This window comes from Pseudomonas sp. zfem005 (assembly GCF_032621735.1).
Classification (GTDB): Bacteria; Pseudomonadota; Gammaproteobacteria; order Pseudomonadales; family Pseudomonadaceae; genus Metapseudomonas; species Metapseudomonas solani.
The window spans coordinates 231,245-248,240 of the sequence record NZ_JAVYJE010000001.1; the positions used below are offsets into that span (position 1 = coordinate 231,245).

Here is a 16,996-nt window from a genome sequence, read left to right on the forward strand (position 1 = left end):
CCATGAGCGAGAAACTGGATCTGGGCAGCTGGGTCAACGACGTCGTCCAGCACCTGCTGGATAACTACAGCGGAGCCTTCGAGAACATCGGCGCGGTGGTCAGCGGCTTCTCCGAGCTGATCGAACGCTTCCTCATGTGGCCGCCGGCCTGGCTGGTGATCGCCGTCTTCGTCGGCCTCGGGCTGTGGCGCATCGGCGTCAAGTTCGCCCTGTTCACCGCCGCCGCCTTCGTGCTCATCGTGCTCACCGGCTTCTGGGAACAGACGGTGGTCACCCTCGGGCTGACCTTCTCCTCCACCCTGATCAGCCTGTTGCTGGGCGTGCCCCTGGGCATCTGGGCGGCGAAGAGCGAACGGGTCGCCTACATCATCCGTCCCATCCTCGACTTCATGCAGACCATGCCGGCGTTCGTCTACCTGATCCCCGCCGCCATGCTCTTCGGCCTCGGCCGCGTGCCCGGGATCATCGCCACGGTGATCTTCGCCATGCCGCCGGCGGTGCGCCTCACCAGCCTCGGCATCCGCCAGGTGAACAAGGAAATCGTCGAGGCCGGGCAATCCTTCGGCTGCACCAGCTGGCAGCTGCTATACAAGGTGCAGCTGCCGAACGCGATGCCGTCGATCATGGCCGGGGTCAACCAGACCATCATGATGGCGCTGTCGATGGTGATCATCGCCTCGATGGTGGGCGCTGGCGGCCTGGGCAACGACGTGCTCGCCAGTATCCAGCGCCTGGACATCGGCCTGGGCTTCGAAAGCGGCATGGCCGTGGTGCTGCTGGCGATCATCCTCGACCGCATCACCGAAAGCTTCGGCACCCCGCAAACCGCTTCCCGCGGCCGTCTGTTCGGCTGGCTGAGCGCGCGGGCCAAGCTGCAACGGCAATAACGTATACCTAGAAAACAGAAGCCATCACTTTCCAGTAGCAGGGAGTTGCAGATGATGAACATGAAGAAGATCGCGGGTGCCGGCTTGCTGGCCTGCGCGCTGGTGCAAGGCGCGTGGGCACAGGACCCGGAGAGCTGCAAACAGGTGCGTTTCGCCGAGATCGGCTGGGCCGACATCTCCGCCACCACCGGCGTCGCGATGGTCCTCACCGAGGGCCTGGGCTATACCCCGCGCAAGATCATGGCCTCTGTACCGATCGCCTTCACCGGCGTGAAGAACAAGCAGATCGACGTGTTCCTCGGCTACTGGGCGCCCTCCATGGACGCCGTGATCGAGCCCTTCACCAAGGGCAACGGCGTGAAGGTGCTGCCGACCGCCAACCTGGAAGGCGCCAAGTACACCCTGGCCGTGCCCACCTACGCCGCCGAAGCGGGCCTGAAGAGCTTCCAGGACATCGCCAAGTTCAAGGACCAGCTGGGCGGCAAGATCTACGGCATCGAGCCGGGCAACGACGGCAACCTGCTGATCGACAAGATGATCAAGGGCGACCAGTTCGGTCTCGGCGGCTTCCGCATGGTCGAGTCCAGCGAGGCCGGCATGCTGGTCCAGGTGCAACGCGCGGTGAAGAAGAAGGAGCCGGTGGTCTTCCTCGGCTGGGCCCCGCACCCGATGAACACCCAGTTCGACCTCACCTACCTCTCCGGTGGCGATGACGTGTTCGGCCCCGACTTTGGCGCCGCCAAGGTCTACACCGTGGTACCGCCGGATTACGAAGCGCGCTGCGGCAACGTCGGCAAGCTGCTGAACAACCTGCAGTTCAGCGTCGAGATCGAAAGCCAGCTGATGGACCGCGTCCTGAAGAAGGAAGACCCGGTCGTGGTCGCCAAGGACTGGATCAAGGCCAACCCGGCGATCCTCGACAAATGGCTGGCCGGCGTCACCACCCTCGATGGCCAGGACGGCGCCGCCGCCGTCAAGAAACACGTCGGCCTCTGATTTTCCGCTTCCCGTCTCCTGCCGCCACGGCCCCACCGGGCCGTGGCGTGCAGCGCCACACAGCCCGCCCGAGAACGGGCCCGTGGCATCCAACGTAGCTAGCTGCCAATCCCACCTGATGGAGCATTACGTATGCGAAAGCTGAAGTCCCTGTGTCTGCAATCCATCGGCATCGCCGCCCTGGCCATCGGCCTCGGCGCCCACGCCGCTGACAAACCCACCCTGAAGATCGGTTACGTCAACGGCTGGGACGATAGCGTCGCCGCCACCCACGTCGCCGGCGAGATCCTCAAGGAGAAACTCGGCTACGGCGTCGAGCTCAAGCCGGTCGAGCCCGCCATCATGTGGCAGGGCATCGCCCGCGGCGACCTGGATGGCACCCTCTCCGCCTGGCTGCCCGCCACCCACGGCGAATACTTCGAGAAGCTGAAAGACAAGGTCGTGGTCCTCGGCTCCAACTACAAGGGCGCCAAGATCGGCCTGATCGTGCCCGACTACGTGCAAGCCAAATCCATCGAAGACCTGAACAAATACAGCAAGGACTTCGACGGCAAGATCACCGGCATCGACGCCGGCGCCGGCGTGATGCGCCGCACCGAAGACGCCATCAAGCAGTACAACCTCGACATCAAGCTGATGCCCAGCTCCGGCCCGGCCATGGCCACCGCCCTGACCCGCGCCGAGAAGGCGCAGAAGCCCATCGTCGTCACCGGCTGGATTCCGCACTGGATGTTCGCCAAGTGGAAACTGCGCTTCCTCGAGGACCCGAAGAAGGTCTTCGGCGACGACGAGCACGTCGACACCGTGGTCAACCCGGGCCTGGAAGCCAAGGCGCCGGAAGCCACCGCTTTCCTCAAGAAATTCTCCTGGAACGGCGAGGAAGTGGGCGCCGTGATGCTGGCCATCCGCGAGGGCGCCAAGCCCGAAGAGGCCGCCAAGGCCTGGATCGCCAAGAACCCCGAGCGCGTGGCCGAATGGCTTAAGTAAGCGCTGGCAACCTCTCGACGGCGATGCGTGCCCCCGGTGCGCATCGCCGTTTTTCGTTATGCCTCCCGCCTTTTCCAACGCTTCACGGCGCATGCCTTTGACCGACGGGTCATCCTTGAAGCGACCTTCTTGATTGATCGATCAATTTGATACGCCCTAGACTGCGCGCTTTCCTTCGTCCGAATTCGTCGTCTGGAGTGCCTGATGCCCAAGGTCGGAATGCAGCCGATCCGCCGTTCGCAACTGATCAACGCGACCCTCGAAGCCGTCGACCAGGTCGGCATGGGCGATGCCAGCATCGCCTACATCGCCCGCCTCGCCGGTGTCTCCAACGGCATCATCAGCCACTATTTCAAGGACAAGAACGGCCTGCTCGAAGCCACCATGCGCCACCTGATGCAGGCCCTGAGCACGGCCGTGCGCGAACGTCGCGCGGCCCTGGGCGACGACTCCGCGCGGGCGCACCTGCGCGCCATCATCGACGGCAACTTCGACGACAGCCAGGTCAACGGCCCGGCCATGAAGACCTGGCTGGCGTTCTGGGCCACCAGCATGCACCAGCCCGCCCTGCGCCGCCTGCAACGGGTCAACGACCACCGCCTCTACTCCAACCTGTGCTGCGAATTCCGCCGCGTGCTGCCCCAGGAACCCGCCCGCGCCGCCGCCCGTGGCCTGGCCGCGCTGATCGACGGCCTGTGGCTGCGCAGCGCCCTCACCGGCACCACCTTCAACGCCCGGCAGGCGCTGCAGATCGCCTACGACTACCTCGACCTGCAGCTGGCCAAGGCGACCGGCTGACGCGCGTAATGGCGGCGCTGCGCGCCGCTTGGCGATTGAAATGGCGCTGTCGGCGTTAGCTTTTTGGTTTTAGTGCAGGCGCTCAAGCACGGCACTTTCCGGGCGCCACAAGGTTCGTGCCACCTCCACCGCATGGGTTTCGCTTCGCTCTACACCATCCTACGAAAGTCCGTGCGCACCACGTGGTGATGCGTTGGACGAAGAAAGTTGGAGCAGCCGCCAAATGCCCCTTTCAGGAGGCCGAGCAAATCGTCGTGGAAGGGGTTGAGCGACATGGATGTCGCGAGAGCCGCGATGGGCCAGGGATGGCCCTTCGCGGCGTGCCCCTGGAACGATGATGGAGCGAGGGGAGTCTGGCGAAGCCAGACCCGTATGCAGGGGCGAGCGCTTTTGGTTCCTTTTAAGGCGACTGTTAAAAGGGACTCGCCCGGGTGGGCGAAACCAGAAGCACCAGCAAAGCTCGGCAATCAGCTGGACTCAAATCCTCTAGCAATACTTAACGCAGACAGAGCCATTGAAATCGCCCCTACGTTGGCCATGGTGGGGCATGTAGGTCGGGTGCAACCCGACATCGGCGGCACAGGGCTTTCGCGGGTTTCACCCGCCCTACGGACGGAGCCATCCGCCACAAACGAAAACGCCCCGGGGTTTCCCCTGGGGCGTTGCTCATTGCGGGCCGGTCAGACGGGGCCGGGCGCGATCACCGGTGAGTGCCGGTTCATCTCCTGCGCCTCCAAGTCGGTGCGCATGGCCTTGAGCAGGGCGAACATGTAGAGCAGCAGCACCACCGAGAACGGCAGGCCGGCCAGCACCACCACCGTCTGCATGGCGGTGAAGTTGCCGGCGAACAGCAGGCCGATGGTCACCAGGGTGATCAGCACCGACCAGAAGATGCGCAGCCAGTTGGGCGCGTCCTCGTCCAGCTCGCCGCCCTTGCGCGACAGGTTGGCGAGCATCACCGAGCCGGAATCCGCCGGGGTCAGGAACAGCACGAAGCCCACGCAGATCGACAGGCCGATCACCGCCTTGGCCCAGGGGTAGTGCTCCAGCAGCAGGTAGATGGACATCGCCGGCTGCTCCAGCGCCGCCTTGCCCAGCTCGGCCGCGTTCTGGTCCATCACCAGGTCCAGGGCGCTGTTGCCGAAGATCGACAGCCAGGCCAGGGTGAAGCCCAGGGGGATCAGCAGCACGCCGCAGACCAGCTCGCGCACCGTGCGGCCGCGGGAGATGCGGGCGATGAACATGCCGACGAAGGGCGCCCAGGAAATCCACCAGGCCCAGTAGAACAGGGTCCACAGGCCCATCCACGCCTCGCTCTTGCCGGACTGGCCGGTGTAGACGTAGAGGTCGAATGTCTTCAGCACCAGACCGTTGAGGTAGTCGCCGAGGTTCTGCACCAGGCCGTTGAGCAGGTGCAGGGTGTCACCGGCCAGCAGCACGAACAGCAGCAGGCCGCTGAACAGGATGATGTTGAGGTTCGACAGGCGGCGGATGCCCTTCTCGATCCCCGACACCGCGGCCAGGGTCGCCACCGCGCTCATCACCAGGATCACCGTCAGCAGCGCGCCCTGGCTGTGGGGATAGCCGAACAGGTACTCCAGGCCGGAGGACACCTGCAGCGAGCCGATGCCGAGGTTGGTCACCAGGCCCAGCAGGGTGACGAAGATGCCGAAGCAATCCACCGCGTTGCCCACCGAGCCCTTCATCAGGCGCTCGCCGAACAGCGGGTAGAGCGCCGAGCGCAGCGCCAGCGGCTGCTTGTGGCGGTAGGCGAAGTAGCCCACGGCAAGGCCCACCAGCGCGTAGATGGCCCAGCCGTGCACGCCCCAGTGGAGGAAGGTCAGCTGCAATGCCTGGCGCGCCGCATGCTCGGTGCCTGCCTCGCCTTCCGGCGGGTTGTATAGGTGGTCGATGGGCTCGGAGGCGGCGAAATACAGCAGCGAGATGCCGATGCCCGAGGAGAACAGCATCCCCGCCCAGGCGCCGTAGCTGAAGTCCGGCCGGTCACCGTCCGCCCCCAGGCGCAGGTTGCCATAGCGGGAGAAGGCCACGTAGAGCACGAAGAACAGGTAGGCCCCGATGGCCAGCATGTAGTACCAGCCAAAGCTGCGCGAGAGCCAGCTCTGCGCCTTGTTCAGCCAGAGCCCGGCCCCCTCGGGGAAGAGGATCAGGGCGACGGTGAGGATCAGGATCAACGCGGTGGAACCGAAGAACACCACGGGGTTGAGCCGCGCACGCGACTCGGGATGCAGCGCAAGGGAAGCGGTACTCATGTGGAGAAGAGCTCCAGGGCAGTGAAAGCACGCGCCTGACGGCGCAACGACAGACCCGCGCCGCCCTGCCGACCCGCTCATGTAACCCGGCGAAGCCTCTGCAATGCGGCCTGAAGAGGTGCGGCGAACTGCCGCAGCCCCGTTCATGGAGCGCAGCTTATTCTTTGTTGTTTGAACGTTCAATAAAAATAAAGTAGGCTCGTTTTCACGCTTCCGGGCACCTTCGCCGTGCCCGGGATTCCGACAAAGGGCCCGCCCCGAGCGCGGCCCGCCTTGCGCAAACGAGACCTGAGAGGACGAACCCCATGGCCCGATTCGAAGACCAGAAGCTCTACATCGGCGGTCGCTACGTCGACTCCACCAGCGGCGCCACCTTCGAGAGCATCAACCCGGCCAACGGTGAGGTCCTCGCCAACGTCCAGCGCGCCGGCAAGGAAGACGTCGAGCGCGCCGTCGCCAGCGCCATCGAAGGGCAGAAGGTGTGGGCGGCGATGACCGCCATGCAGCGCTCGCGCATCCTGCGCCGCGCCGTGGAGATTCTCCGCGAGCGCAACGACGAGCTGGCCGCCCTGGAGACCCTGGACACCGGCAAGCCCCTGGCCGAGACCCGCGCCGTGGATATCGTCACCGGTGCCGACGTGATCGAGTATTACGCCGGCCTGGTGCCCGCCATCGAGGGCGAGCAGATCCCCCTGCGCGAAACCAGCTTCGTCTACACCCGCCGCGAACCCCTGGGCGTGGTCGCCGGCATCGGCGCCTGGAACTACCCGATCCAGATCGCCATGTGGAAATCCGCCCCGGCCCTGGCCGCCGGCAACGCGATGATCTTCAAGCCCAGCGAAGTGACCCCGCTGACCGCCCTCAAGCTGGCCGAGATCTACACCGAAGCCGGCGTGCCGGACGGCGTGTTCAACGTTCTCACCGGCAGCGGTCGCGAAGTTGGCCAGTGGCTGACCGAGCACCCGCAGATCGAGAAGATTTCCTTCACCGGCGGCACCGCCACCGGCAAGAAGGTGATGGCCAGCGCCTCCAGCTCCTCCCTCAAGGAAGTGACCATGGAACTGGGCGGCAAGTCGCCGCTGATCATCTTCGAGGACGCCGACCTCGACCGCGCCGCCGACATCGCCGTCATGGCCAACTTCTTCAGCTCCGGCCAGGTCTGCACCAACGGCACCCGCGTGTTCATCCCGCGCGTGCTGCAGGCCCGCTTCGAGGCCAAGGTGGTCGAGCGCGTCAAGCGCATCCGCCTGGGCAGCCCGCAGGACGAGAACACCAACTTCGGCCCGCTCACCAGCTTCCCGCACATGGAAAGCGTGCTCGGCTACATCGAGTCCGGCCGCAAGGAAGGCGCGCGCCTGCTGATCGGCGGCGAGCGCGTCACCGACGGCGAGTACGCCAAGGGTGCCTACGTGGCCCCGACCGTGTTCACCGACTGCACGGACGAGATGACCATCGTCCGCGAGGAAATCTTCGGCCCGGTGATGAGCATCCTCGTCTACGACACCGAAGAAGAAGCCATCCGCCGCGCCAACGACACCGACTATGGCCTGGCCGCCGGCATCGTCACCCGCGACCTGGCCCGCGCCCACCGGGTTATCCACAAGCTGGAAGCCGGCATCTGCTGGATCAACACCTGGGGCGAGTCGCCCGCCGAGATGCCCGTCGGCGGCTACAAGCAGTCCGGCGTCGGCCGCGAGAACGGCCTCACCACCCTCGCCCACTACACCCGCATCAAGTCGGTGCAGGTCGAGCTCGGCGACTACTTCTCCGTCTTCTAAACGGCAGCCCGAAGCGGGAAGCCAGGAGCCCTGAGCCCTGGCTTCCAGCCCCCCAGCCATTTAAAGAGAGAGCCTCATGTCTCAAGAATTCGACTACATCATCATCGGTGCCGGCTCCGCCGGTAACGTACTGGCCACCCGCCTCACCGAGGACGCCAACACCAGCGTCCTGCTGCTGGAAGCAGGCGGCCCCGACTACCGCCTGGACTTCCGCACCCAGATGCCCGCCGCCCTCGCCTATCCGCTGCAGGGCCGCCGCTACAACTGGGCCTACGAGACCGACCCCGAGCCGCACATGAACAACCGCCGCATGGAATGCGGGCGCGGCAAGGGCCTGGGCGGCTCCTCGCTGATCAACGGCATGTGCTACATCCGCGGCAACGCCCTGGACTTCGACAACTGGGCCAAGGCGCCCGGCCTGGAAGACTGGACCTACCTCGACTGCCTGCCCTACTTCCGCAAGGCCGAGACCCGCGACATCGGCCCCAACGACTATCACGGCGGCGACGGCCCGGTGAGCGTCACCACGCCCAAGGCCGGCAACAACCCGCTGTTCCACGCCATGGTCGAGGCCGGCGTGCAGGCCGGCTACCCGGCCACCGACGACCTCAACGGCTACCAGCAGGAAGGCTTCGGCCCGATGGACCGCACCGTGACCCCGGAAGGCCGCCGCGCCGCCACCGGTCGCGGTTACCTGGACCAGGCCCGTGGCCGGCCCAACCTGACCATCGTCACCCACGCCACCACTGACCGCATCCTCTTCACCGGCAAGCGCGCCAGTGGCGTCGCCTACCTGCACGGCGACGGCAACGAGCCAATCACCATCAACGCCCGCCGCGAAGTACTGCTGTGCGCCGGCGCCATCGCCTCGCCGCAGATCCTCCAGCGCTCCGGCGTCGGCCCGAGCGCCCTGCTGCGCGAGTTCGACATCCCCCTGGTACACGACCTGCCCGGCGTCGGCGAGAACCTGCAGGACCACCTCGAGCTTTACCTGCAGTACGCCTGCAAGGAGCCGGTCTCCATCTACCCGGCCACCAAGTGGTGGAACCAGCCCGCCATCGGCGCCAACTGGCTGTTCCGCGGCAAGGGCCTGGGCGCCAGCAACCAGTTCGAGGCCGGCGGCTTCATCCGCACCCGCCCCGAATTCGCCTGGCCCAACATCCAGTACCACTTCCTGCCGGTGGCGATTAACTACAACGGCAGCAAGGGCGTGCAGGAGCACGGCTTCCAGGCGCACATGGGCTCCATGCGCTCGCCCAGCCGCGGCCGCATCCGCCTCAAGTCCCGCGACCCGCGCGAGCACCCGAGCATCCTGTTCAACTACATGGCGTCCGAGCAGGACTGGCAGGAGTTCCGCGACGGCATCCGCATCACCCGCGAGATCATGGCGCAGCCGGCCCTGGACAAGTACCGCGGCCGCGAACTGAGCCCCGGTGCCCAGGTGCAGACCGACGCCGAGTTGGACGACTTCATCCGCAACCACGCCGAAACCGCGTTCCACCCTTCCTGCTCCTGCAAGATGGGCAGCGACGAGATGGCGGTGGTCGACGGCCAGGGCCGCGTGCACGGCATGCAAGGGCTGCGCGTGGTGGATGCGTCGATCATGCCGGAGATCATCACCGGCAACCTCAACGCCACCACCATCATGATCGCCGAGAAGATCGCCGACCGGATCCGTGGCCGCCAGCCGCTGCCCCGCAGCACCGCCAGCTACTACGTCGCCGGCGACGCCCCGGTACGCACCCAGCCGCAGCGCAAGGCCGGCTGAACCCCAGGGGCGGCCAGTACCGCCCCTTCATTCCCACAGACCGGGCTCCGGCCCGGGAGCCCCGCCCTACTCCGGCAGCTCCTGACGGATCATCCAGTGCCCACCCGGCGGCATCAGCCGGCTGATATCGAAATGCTCCAGGCTTTGCCGGTCCAGCATCTGGATGCGCGGGCTGACCCAGCGCGCCTCACCCTTGCCCTCCAGCGCCCGCACCGCCAGGTCGATGGCGATGCGCGCCTGGATCACCGGCGAATCCGTCGGTGCCGCCAGCACCAGCCCCTGGCGAATGTCCTCCACCACCCGCTCGGTGGCATACAGCGAGACCACCTGGGTCTGGAAGCGCGACGGCGACCCCTTGACCAGTTGCGCGGCGAAGGCGGCCGCTTCGGCATTGGCCAGCAGGTAGTCCAGGCGTGACTCACGCCCCAGCAGCCCGCGCACCAGCGCCGCCTGGGTCGAGCGGTCCACCGGCCCGTAGCCGCCATCGGCCAGGCGCACCGACGTGCCGTCCATGGCCGTGCGCAAGCCGCGCTCGGCGTCCAGCACCCAGCCCGCGTCCCTGGGGCCCGGCAGCCAGCCGAGGTTGATCGGCCCGCCCCCCGCCCTCTCACCGATGTAGCCCAGGGCCTCCCGCGCCATATCGGCGAAATCCACCCGCGCGTGCGCGGTCACGCCATCGCAGTCGATGCCGTTCACCAGGTCGATCACCGGCGTGCCGTTTCTTTTCAACTGCTCGATCTCGTGGCACAGGCCACGGGCCTCGATGGCGCCGATGACGAAGGCGTCGGCACCGAGCTGGATGCAGCGGGCCAGCTGGGCGCGCTGCATCGCCGGGAACTGGTAGCCGCCCGCTTCGTAGATGCCCAGCTGCACGCCCTGGCGCCGGGCTTCCTCGTCCAGCCCCCAGGCGACGCCCCACCAATAGCGGTCGATGCCATGGGGCAGCAGGGTGCAGATGCGCCAGGGCCGGCTGGCATGGTCGAGGGGCACGTAGTCGCGGGCCTGCCCGTCGGCGATCACCGGTACCGGGAACCACTGCGCCCCATGGCAGGGCGCCAGGACCAACAGGGAAAGCAGCAGCGCACAGCAGATCCGCATAGGGGCCATTCCGCAGCAAACGCGAGGGGGGAGTGAACCAAGCCTAGCAGCCGTCGCCGCTCGCGGCGGGATGACAGCCCGGCCGGCGGCGCCTAAAGTCCGCAAGGTCACACGCCCAAGGAATCCCATGGCCGATCTGCCCAGCCTCGACGCCCGCACCGCCCGCCTGCTGCCCTGGCTGGTGGCCGTCGCCTTCTTCATGCAGGCCCTGGACGGCACCATCCTCAACACCGCCCTGCCGGCCATGGCCCGCGACCTGGCCGAAGACCCGCTGCGCATGCAGTCGGTGATCATCGCCTACATGCTCACGGTGGCCCTGTTGATTCCCGCTTCGGGCTGGATCGCCGACCGCTTCGGCACCCGCCGGATATTCTTCGGCGCCATCGTCCTGTTCAGCCTGGGCTCGTTGTTCTGCGCCCTCTCCGCCACCTTGCCGCAGCTGGTCGCCGCCCGCGTGGTGCAAGGCCTGGGCGGTGCGCTGATGATGCCGGTGGGGCGCCTGGTGGTGCTGCGCGCCTACCCACGTACCGAGCTGGTGCGGATCATGAGCTTCATCACCCTGCCCGGCCTGTTCGGCCCGCTGATCGGCCCCACCCTCGGCGGCTGGCTGGTGGAATACGCCACCTGGCACTGGATCTTCCTCATCAACCTGCCCGTCGGCCTGATCGGCGGCTGGGCCGCCTGGCGCTTCATGCCCGACCTGCGCTCCAGCGGCCCGGTGCGCCTGGACGTCTACGGTTTCCTGCTGTTCGGCACCGCCATGGTGCTGATCACCATCGCCCTGGAGGGCCTGGGCGAACTGCACCTGCCCCATGTGCGGGTGATGCTCCTGCTGCTCGGCGGCCTCGCCTGCCTGGCCGCCTATTGGCTGCACGCGGTGCAGGTGGAACAGCCGCTGTTCGCCCCCTCGCTGTTCCGCACCCGCACCTTCGCCGCCGGCATCCTCGGCAACCTCTTCTCGCGCCTGGGCAGCGGCGCCCTGCCCTTCCTCACGCCCCTGTTGCTGCAGGTGGCGCTGGGCTTTCCGCCGGCCCAGGCGGGGATGACCATGATCCCTCTGGCGCTCTCGGCGATGATCGCCAAGCCCCTGGCCAAGCCACTGCTCGACCGCCTCGGCTACCGCCGCCTGTTGCTGGGCAACACCCTGCTGCTCGGCGGCATGATCGCCAGCCTGGCGCTGATCGACGCCGACACGCCCTACCCGCTGCTGCTCCTGCACCTGGCCGCCCTGGGCGCGGTGAACTCCATGCAGTTCACCGCCATGAACACCGTCACCCTGCTCGACCTCGACGACCACCAGGCCAGCAGCGGCAACAGCCTGCTCTCGGTGGTCATGCAGCTGTCCATGAGCCTCGGCGTGGCGGTGGCTGCGGCGCTGCTGGGCGGCTTCGGCAAGCCCGATGCGCCCTCGGTGCTGGCGGCCTTCCAGGCCACCTACCTGTGCGTCGGCACCCTCACCCTGCTGGCGGCGGCGATCTTCTTCCAGCTGCCGCCGGACAGCGGTCGCGCCGTGCGTCGGGTACCCGGCGATATCGACCACTGATACGGCACTGCGACACCGGGACGGCAAGGTGGCCCGGCGCCATCCTGCTAAACTGCGCGCCTATCCGATTGCCAGGCCCCGCCCGTGACCACCAACGCCTTTTCCGCCCTGCCCCTGTCCGCCGCCATGCTGGCCAACCTCGACGCCCTCGGCTACCACGAGATGACGCCCATCCAGGCCCTGGGCCTGCCGGTGATCCTCAAGGGCCAGGACCTGATCGCCCAGGCCAAGACCGGCAGCGGCAAGACCGCCGCCTTCGGCATCGGCCTGCTCGACCCGCTCAACCCGCGCTTCTTCGGCTGCCAGGCCCTGGTGCTGTGCCCGACCCGCGAGCTGGCCGACCAGGTGGCCAAGGAAATCCGCCGCCTGGCCCGTGCTGCCGACAACATCAAGGTGCTGACCCTCTGCGGCGGCGTGCCCTTCGGCCCGCAGATCGGCTCCCTGGAGCACGGCGCGCACATCATCGTCGGCACCCCGGGGCGCATCCAGGAACACCTGCGCAAGGGCACCCTGAAACTCGACGGCCTCAACACCCTGGTGCTGGACGAAGCCGACCGCATGCTCGACATGGGCTTCTACGACAGCATCGCCGACATCATCGAGCAGACCCCGGCCAAGCGGCAGACCCTGCTGTTCTCCGCCACCTACCCCAAGGGCATCGCCGAACTGGCCGGGCGCTTCCTGCGCAACCCGCAGCAGGTGAAGGTCGAGGCCCTGCACGACGACAGCCAGATCGAGCAGCGCTTCTACGAGATCGACCCCAACCAGCGCATGGACGCCGTGGTCCACCTGCTGCTGCACCATCGCCCGCAGTCCAGCGTCGCCTTCTGCCACACCCGCCAGCAGTGCCAGGAACTGGTGGAACACCTGCAGGCCAACCGCATCTCGGCACAGACCCTGCACGGCGAGCTCGAACAGCGCGACCGCGACCAGGTGCTGACCATGTTCGCCAACCGCAGCTGCAGCGTGCTGGTGGCCACCGACGTCGCCGCACGCGGCCTGGACATCGCCGGCCTGGAAGCGGTGATCAACGTCGAGCTGTCCCGCGACCCGGAAATCCACGTGCACCGCGTCGGCCGCAGTGGCCGGGCCGGCGAGAAGGGCCTGGCCCTGAGCCTGGTGGCGCCCGCCGAGGCCAGCCGCGCCCAGGCCATCGAGGACCTGCAGAAGGCCCCGCTGAACTGGCAGCGCCTGGACGAACTGGTATTGAAGAACCGTGACCCGCTGCTGCCGCCAATGGCTACGCTGTGTATCAACGGTGGACGCAAAGAGAAGGTGCGCCCTGGCGACATCCTCGGCGCGCTGACAGGTGAAGCTGGCATTCCGGGTGCACAGGTTGGCAAGATAGCCATCTTCGATTTCCAGGCTTTCGTGGCCGTGGACAGGAACATCGTCAAACAGGCCTTGAAACGCCTGAGTGACGGCAAGATCAAGGGCCGCTCGTTCAAGGTGCGCGCCCTCTAGTAACGCCCCGGAAAGGTTCGCCCTGTATGACAGCGTTGGCGGGAGACCCCCGCCACGCAGCAATGGAGTAGGTCGTGCGCAATATTCTGGTCGTCGAAGACAGCCCGCTGGTCCTGAAGATCCTCGAACACCTGTTCCGCCAGGAGCCGGACCTGCAGCCCGTGTTCTGCGCCTCCTGCGCCGAGGCCGAGGTGCTGCTGGAAACCTCCGCCGCCTTGTTCTTCGCCGCCATCGTCGACCTCAACCTGCCTGACGCGCCCGACGGCGAGATCGTCGACCTGGTGCTGCGCTACGAACTGCCCTGCGTCGTCCTCTCCGGCTCCTACAAGGAGCAGCGCCGCGACGAGCTCCTGCTCAAGGGCGTGGTCGACTACGTGCTCAAGGAAAGCCAGCACTCCTACGAATACGTCTTCCGCCTGCTGCACCGCCTGGTGCGCAACTGCGGGGTGAAGATCCTCGTCGCCGAGGACTCCGAGGCCACCCGCAACTTCGTACGCCGGGTGCTGACCCCGCACCTCTACCAGATCATCGAGGCCCGCGACGGCGACGAGGCCCTGCACATTCTTCAGGAGCAGCCGGACATCGACCTGCTGCTGGTGGACCACGGTATGCCCGGCATCAGCGGCTTCGACCTGGTGAAGATGCTGCGACAGAAGCTGCACCGCACCGAGCTGATCATCCTCGGCCTCTCGGCAGACCAGAAAGGCTCGCTCAGCGCCATGTTCATCAAGCACGGCGCCGACGACTTCCTGCGCAAGCCCTTCTGCACCGAGGAGCTCAATTGCCGGGTGATGTCGACCCTGGAGCGCCGCGACCTGATGCGCGCACTGAAGCAGGCGGCGCTGTTCGACTCGCTGACCAACCTCTACAACCGCCGCGCCTTCTACGAACAGGGCCTGCAGCTGTTCCAGCAGGCCCAGCGCGCCGGCCAGGAGCTGAGCGTGGCGATGCTCGACCTCGACTTCTTCAAGCTGATCAACGACAAGTTCGGCCACGCCAGCGGCGACACCGCCCTGGTGATGTTCTCCCGGGTGCTGGCCCACGCCCTGCCCGACGCCCTGCTGGGCCGCCTCGGCGGTGAAGAGTTCGCCGTGGTCAGCAAGAGCGACGCGACCACCCTCAAGGCCACCCTCGACCAGCTGCGACGCAACTGCGCCCGCCTCAAGTACGCCGCCGATGCACCGCCGCTGTCATTCAGCGCCGGCATCTACCAGGGGCCGCCGGAAGACCTGGAAAGCCTGCTCCACGAAGCCGACCAGCGCCTCTACCAGGCCAAGCACGAAGGCCGCGGGCGGACCATCGCCAACCGCTAGAAGCCGTGGCGCTCGAAGATGCGCTGGTAGGTCCCGTCGTCGCGCATCGCCTGCATCGCCCGGTCGAAATCCGCCACCAGTTGGCGGTGCCGTGGGTGGCTGCGGCGTACCAGGATCGCCAGGTCGTTCTCGCTCAGCGGCCGTGGCAGGAACTCCAGTTGCCCCTTCAACTCCTTGAGTTCGCGATTGAGGTGATAGCGCGCCACCAGTTCGTCCTCCAGGGTCAGTTGCACGCGCCCGGCGGCGAGCATGCGCGCGCCCATCTCGAAGCCCATCACCGGCACCCGGTCCAGGGTCGGGTCATGGTCGAACTCGGCAGAGTAGGCATAGCCCCGCACCACGGCGATGCTGTAGGGGCGCAGGTCGGCCAGGGTCTCGAAATTCACCTTCGCGCCGCGATGACGGAGGAAGCGCACGCGGTTGACCAGGTAGGGCTTCGAATACAGGCCGTAGACAGCGCGAGCCTGGTCGTACCAGGCGTTGACCACCACGTCGTAGTCGCCCACCTCCAGCCCGCGCAGTGCCCGCGCCCAGGGCACCTCCACATACTCGGAGGTGTGCCCGGCGCGCTGCAGCGCGGTCACCACCAGGTCCACCGCCAGGCCACCCTGGGGCAGGTTGGCGTCGGTGAACGGCGGCCAGGTGTTGGCCACCAGCCGCAGGTGCTCGGCGCGTGCAGCCCCCGTGCAAAGCAGAACGAGCAACAGCAAACAACTGCAGGTCTTTTTCATCCATGGCTTCCACTGGGGCTGGGACGGTCGGAATCACCGGACTGCACGCATTTCCCTTGCCAGCCAGCGGAGAGCGCTGGTCGCGGCACCTCCATAGGGTAGACTTCGCCACCGGCGCGCGCCTTGGCCGATTCGACTTCTGAGGGTGGTTTCTTGTTCGTGACTGATGTGGTGATTATCGGGGCCGGCGCCGCCGGTTTGTTGTGCGCCTCCAAGGCCGCCGCGCGCGGTCGCAAGGTGCTGCTGCTCGATCACGCGAACAAGGCCGGCAAGAAGATCCTCATGTCCGGCGGCGGCCGCTGCAACTTCACCAACCTCTACACCGAGCCGGCCAACTTCCTCTCCGCCAACGCCCACTTCTGCAAGTCGGCCCTGGCCCGCTACACCCAGTGGGACTTCCTCGAGTTGGTGAACAAGCACGGTGTCGCCTACCACGAGAAGAAGCTCGGCCAGCTGTTCTGCGACCACAAGGCCAGCGACATCCTCGCCATGCTCCTGGCCGAGTGCGACGAGCACGGCGTCGACCTGCGCCTGGACACCGCCGTCAGCGCCATCGCCCGCGACGAGGCCGGCTACGCGCTGCAGACCGCCATCGGCCCGGTGCGCTGCCAATCCCTGGTGATCGCCACCGGCGGCCTGTCGATTCCCACCCTGGGCGCCACCGGCTTCGGCTACCAGGTGGCCCGCCAGTTCGGCCACGAGGTACTGCCGACCCGCGCCGGCCTGGTGCCCTTCACCATCACCGACCAGCTCAAGGCGATGTGCACCGAACTCTCCGGCACCTCGGTGGACGCCCTGGTGAGCTGCAACGGCGCCAGCTTCCGCGAGAACATCCTGTTCACCCACCGCGGCCTCAGTGGCCCCGCCATTCTGCAGATCTCCTCCTACTGGAACCCCGGCGAGGCGATCTCGATCAACCTGCTGCCCCATCTCGACGTGCCCGCCTGGCTGGTGCAGCAGCAGGGCGAACGCCCCAATGCCGAGCTGAAGACCCTGCTGGGCGAACTCTTCACCCGCAAGTTCGCCACCCTGCTGGCGGAGCGCTGGTTCGCCTCGCGGCCGATGAAGCAGTACAGCCTGGCCGAGCTGCAGGCCATCGCCGAAGCCCTCACCGACTGGCAGCTCACGCCATCGGGCACCGAGGGCTACCGCACCGCCGAGGTCACCCTGGGCGGGGTCAGCACCCACGAGGTGTCGTCCAAGACCATGGAATCGCAGAAGTCCCCGGGGCTGTATTTCATCGGCGAGGTGCTGGACATCACCGGCCACCTCGGCGGTTTCAACTTCCAGTGGGCCTGGGCCTCGGCGCACGCCGCCGCGCAGTTCGTCTGAGCCCGGGGCATGCCTGAGGGCGGCAGCA

General features: G+C 66.9%; 13 protein-coding genes. 10 read left to right on the forward strand and 3 right to left on the reverse strand.

Annotated features, from left to right (window positions below; all coding sequences use genetic code 11):
* Positions 1-2: 2 nt before the first annotated feature.
* From RTW82_RS01060 to betI, 4 genes are all read left to right on the forward strand, one after another.
* Complete coding sequence (locus RTW82_RS01060; protein ID WP_021218174.1) at positions 3-887, forward strand: ABC transporter permease; 885 nt, start codon at positions 3-5, stop codon at positions 885-887.
* Between the two features lie 51 nt (positions 888-938).
* A complete protein-coding gene (locus tag RTW82_RS01065; protein ID WP_184488459.1) occupies positions 939-1,883 on the forward strand; it encodes a choline ABC transporter substrate-binding protein in 945 nt (314 codons plus the stop codon).
* 132 nt (positions 1,884-2,015) lie between these two features.
* A complete protein-coding gene (locus tag RTW82_RS01070; RefSeq protein WP_021218176.1) occupies positions 2,016-2,870 on the forward strand; it encodes a glycine betaine ABC transporter substrate-binding protein in 855 nt (284 codons plus the stop codon).
* 204 nt (positions 2,871-3,074) lie between these two features.
* The gene (gene betI / locus RTW82_RS01075; protein ID WP_021218177.1) at positions 3,075-3,668 is read left to right on the forward strand and encodes a transcriptional regulator BetI; all 594 of its coding nucleotides are present in this window, start codon (positions 3,075-3,077) and stop codon (positions 3,666-3,668) included.
* A 680-nt stretch (positions 3,669-4,348) separates the two neighbouring features.
* On the opposite strand, the gene RTW82_RS01080 is transcribed toward betI, so the two are convergent.
* Complete coding sequence (locus RTW82_RS01080) at positions 4,349-5,884, reverse strand: BCCT family transporter (protein ID WP_184488570.1); 1,536 nt, start codon at positions 5,882-5,884, stop codon at positions 4,349-4,351.
* A 362-nt stretch (positions 5,885-6,246) separates the two neighbouring features.
* Here RTW82_RS01080 and betB point away from each other — a divergent pair, with 362 nt between their 5' ends.
* Positions 6,247-7,719, forward strand: coding sequence for a betaine-aldehyde dehydrogenase (betB, locus tag RTW82_RS01085; protein WP_043240754.1), 1,473 nt, complete (start codon positions 6,247-6,249; stop codon positions 7,717-7,719).
* A 76-nt stretch (positions 7,720-7,795) separates the two neighbouring features.
* Positions 7,796-9,487, forward strand: coding sequence for a choline dehydrogenase (gene betA / locus RTW82_RS01090; protein ID WP_265170310.1), 1,692 nt, complete (start codon positions 7,796-7,798; stop codon positions 9,485-9,487).
* 66 nt (positions 9,488-9,553) lie between these two features.
* Here betA and torT read toward each other — a convergent pair whose 3' ends face one another.
* Positions 9,554-10,585, reverse strand: coding sequence for a TMAO reductase system periplasmic protein TorT (torT, locus tag RTW82_RS01095; protein ID WP_043240760.1), 1,032 nt, complete (start codon positions 10,583-10,585; stop codon positions 9,554-9,556).
* Positions 10,586-10,712: 127 nt separating this feature from the next.
* Between torT and mdtD the strand changes: the two genes are divergently transcribed.
* From mdtD to RTW82_RS01110, 3 genes are all read left to right on the forward strand, one after another.
* Entirely contained in the window at positions 10,713-12,128 is a 1,416-nt protein-coding gene (gene mdtD, locus RTW82_RS01100) for a multidrug transporter subunit MdtD (protein WP_021222591.1), read from the forward strand.
* Positions 12,129-12,212: 84 nt separating this feature from the next.
* Entirely contained in the window at positions 12,213-13,592 is a 1,380-nt protein-coding gene (dbpA, locus tag RTW82_RS01105) for an ATP-dependent RNA helicase DbpA (protein WP_021222592.1), read from the forward strand.
* 74 nt (positions 13,593-13,666) lie between these two features.
* Positions 13,667-14,905, forward strand: coding sequence for a diguanylate cyclase (locus tag RTW82_RS01110; protein WP_021222593.1), 1,239 nt, complete (start codon positions 13,667-13,669; stop codon positions 14,903-14,905).
* Here RTW82_RS01110 and RTW82_RS01115 read toward each other — a convergent pair.
* Entirely contained in the window at positions 14,902-15,636 is a 735-nt protein-coding gene (locus RTW82_RS01115) for a substrate-binding periplasmic protein (RefSeq protein ID WP_316924012.1), read from the reverse strand. The genes RTW82_RS01110 and RTW82_RS01115 overlap by 4 nt on opposite strands.
* 153 nt (positions 15,637-15,789) lie before the next feature.
* On the opposite strand from RTW82_RS01115, the gene RTW82_RS01120 reads away from it, so the two are divergent.
* A complete protein-coding gene (locus RTW82_RS01120; RefSeq protein WP_184488450.1) occupies positions 15,790-16,968 on the forward strand; it encodes an NAD(P)/FAD-dependent oxidoreductase in 1,179 nt (392 codons plus the stop codon).
* The last annotated feature ends 28 nt before the right edge of the window (positions 16,969-16,996 follow it).

Excerpts from the sequence above, each read along its gene's own strand:
- RTW82_RS01060 (WP_021218174.1), top strand. The coding sequence starts at position 3 with ATGAGCGAGAAACTGGATCTGGGCAGCTGGGTCAACGACGTCGTCCAG.
- RTW82_RS01065 (WP_184488459.1), top strand. The coding sequence starts at position 939 with ATGATGAACATGAAGAAGATCGCGGGTGCCGGCTTGCTGGCCTGCGCG.
- RTW82_RS01070 (WP_021218176.1), top strand. The coding sequence starts at position 2,016 with ATGCGAAAGCTGAAGTCCCTGTGTCTGCAATCCATCGGCATCGCCGCC.
- betI (WP_021218177.1), top strand. The coding sequence starts at position 3,075 with ATGCCCAAGGTCGGAATGCAGCCGATCCGCCGTTCGCAACTGATCAAC.
- betB (WP_043240754.1), top strand. The coding sequence starts at position 6,247 with ATGGCCCGATTCGAAGACCAGAAGCTCTACATCGGCGGTCGCTACGTC.
- betA (WP_265170310.1), top strand. The coding sequence starts at position 7,796 with ATGTCTCAAGAATTCGACTACATCATCATCGGTGCCGGCTCCGCCGGT.
- torT (WP_043240760.1), bottom strand. The coding sequence starts at position 10,585 with ATGCGGATCTGCTGTGCGCTGCTGCTTTCCCTGTTGGTCCTGGCGCCC.
- mdtD (WP_021222591.1), top strand. The coding sequence starts at position 10,713 with ATGGCCGATCTGCCCAGCCTCGACGCCCGCACCGCCCGCCTGCTGCCC.
- RTW82_RS01115 (WP_316924012.1), bottom strand. The coding sequence starts at position 15,636 with ATGAAAAAGACCTGCAGTTGTTTGCTGTTGCTCGTTCTGCTTTGCACG.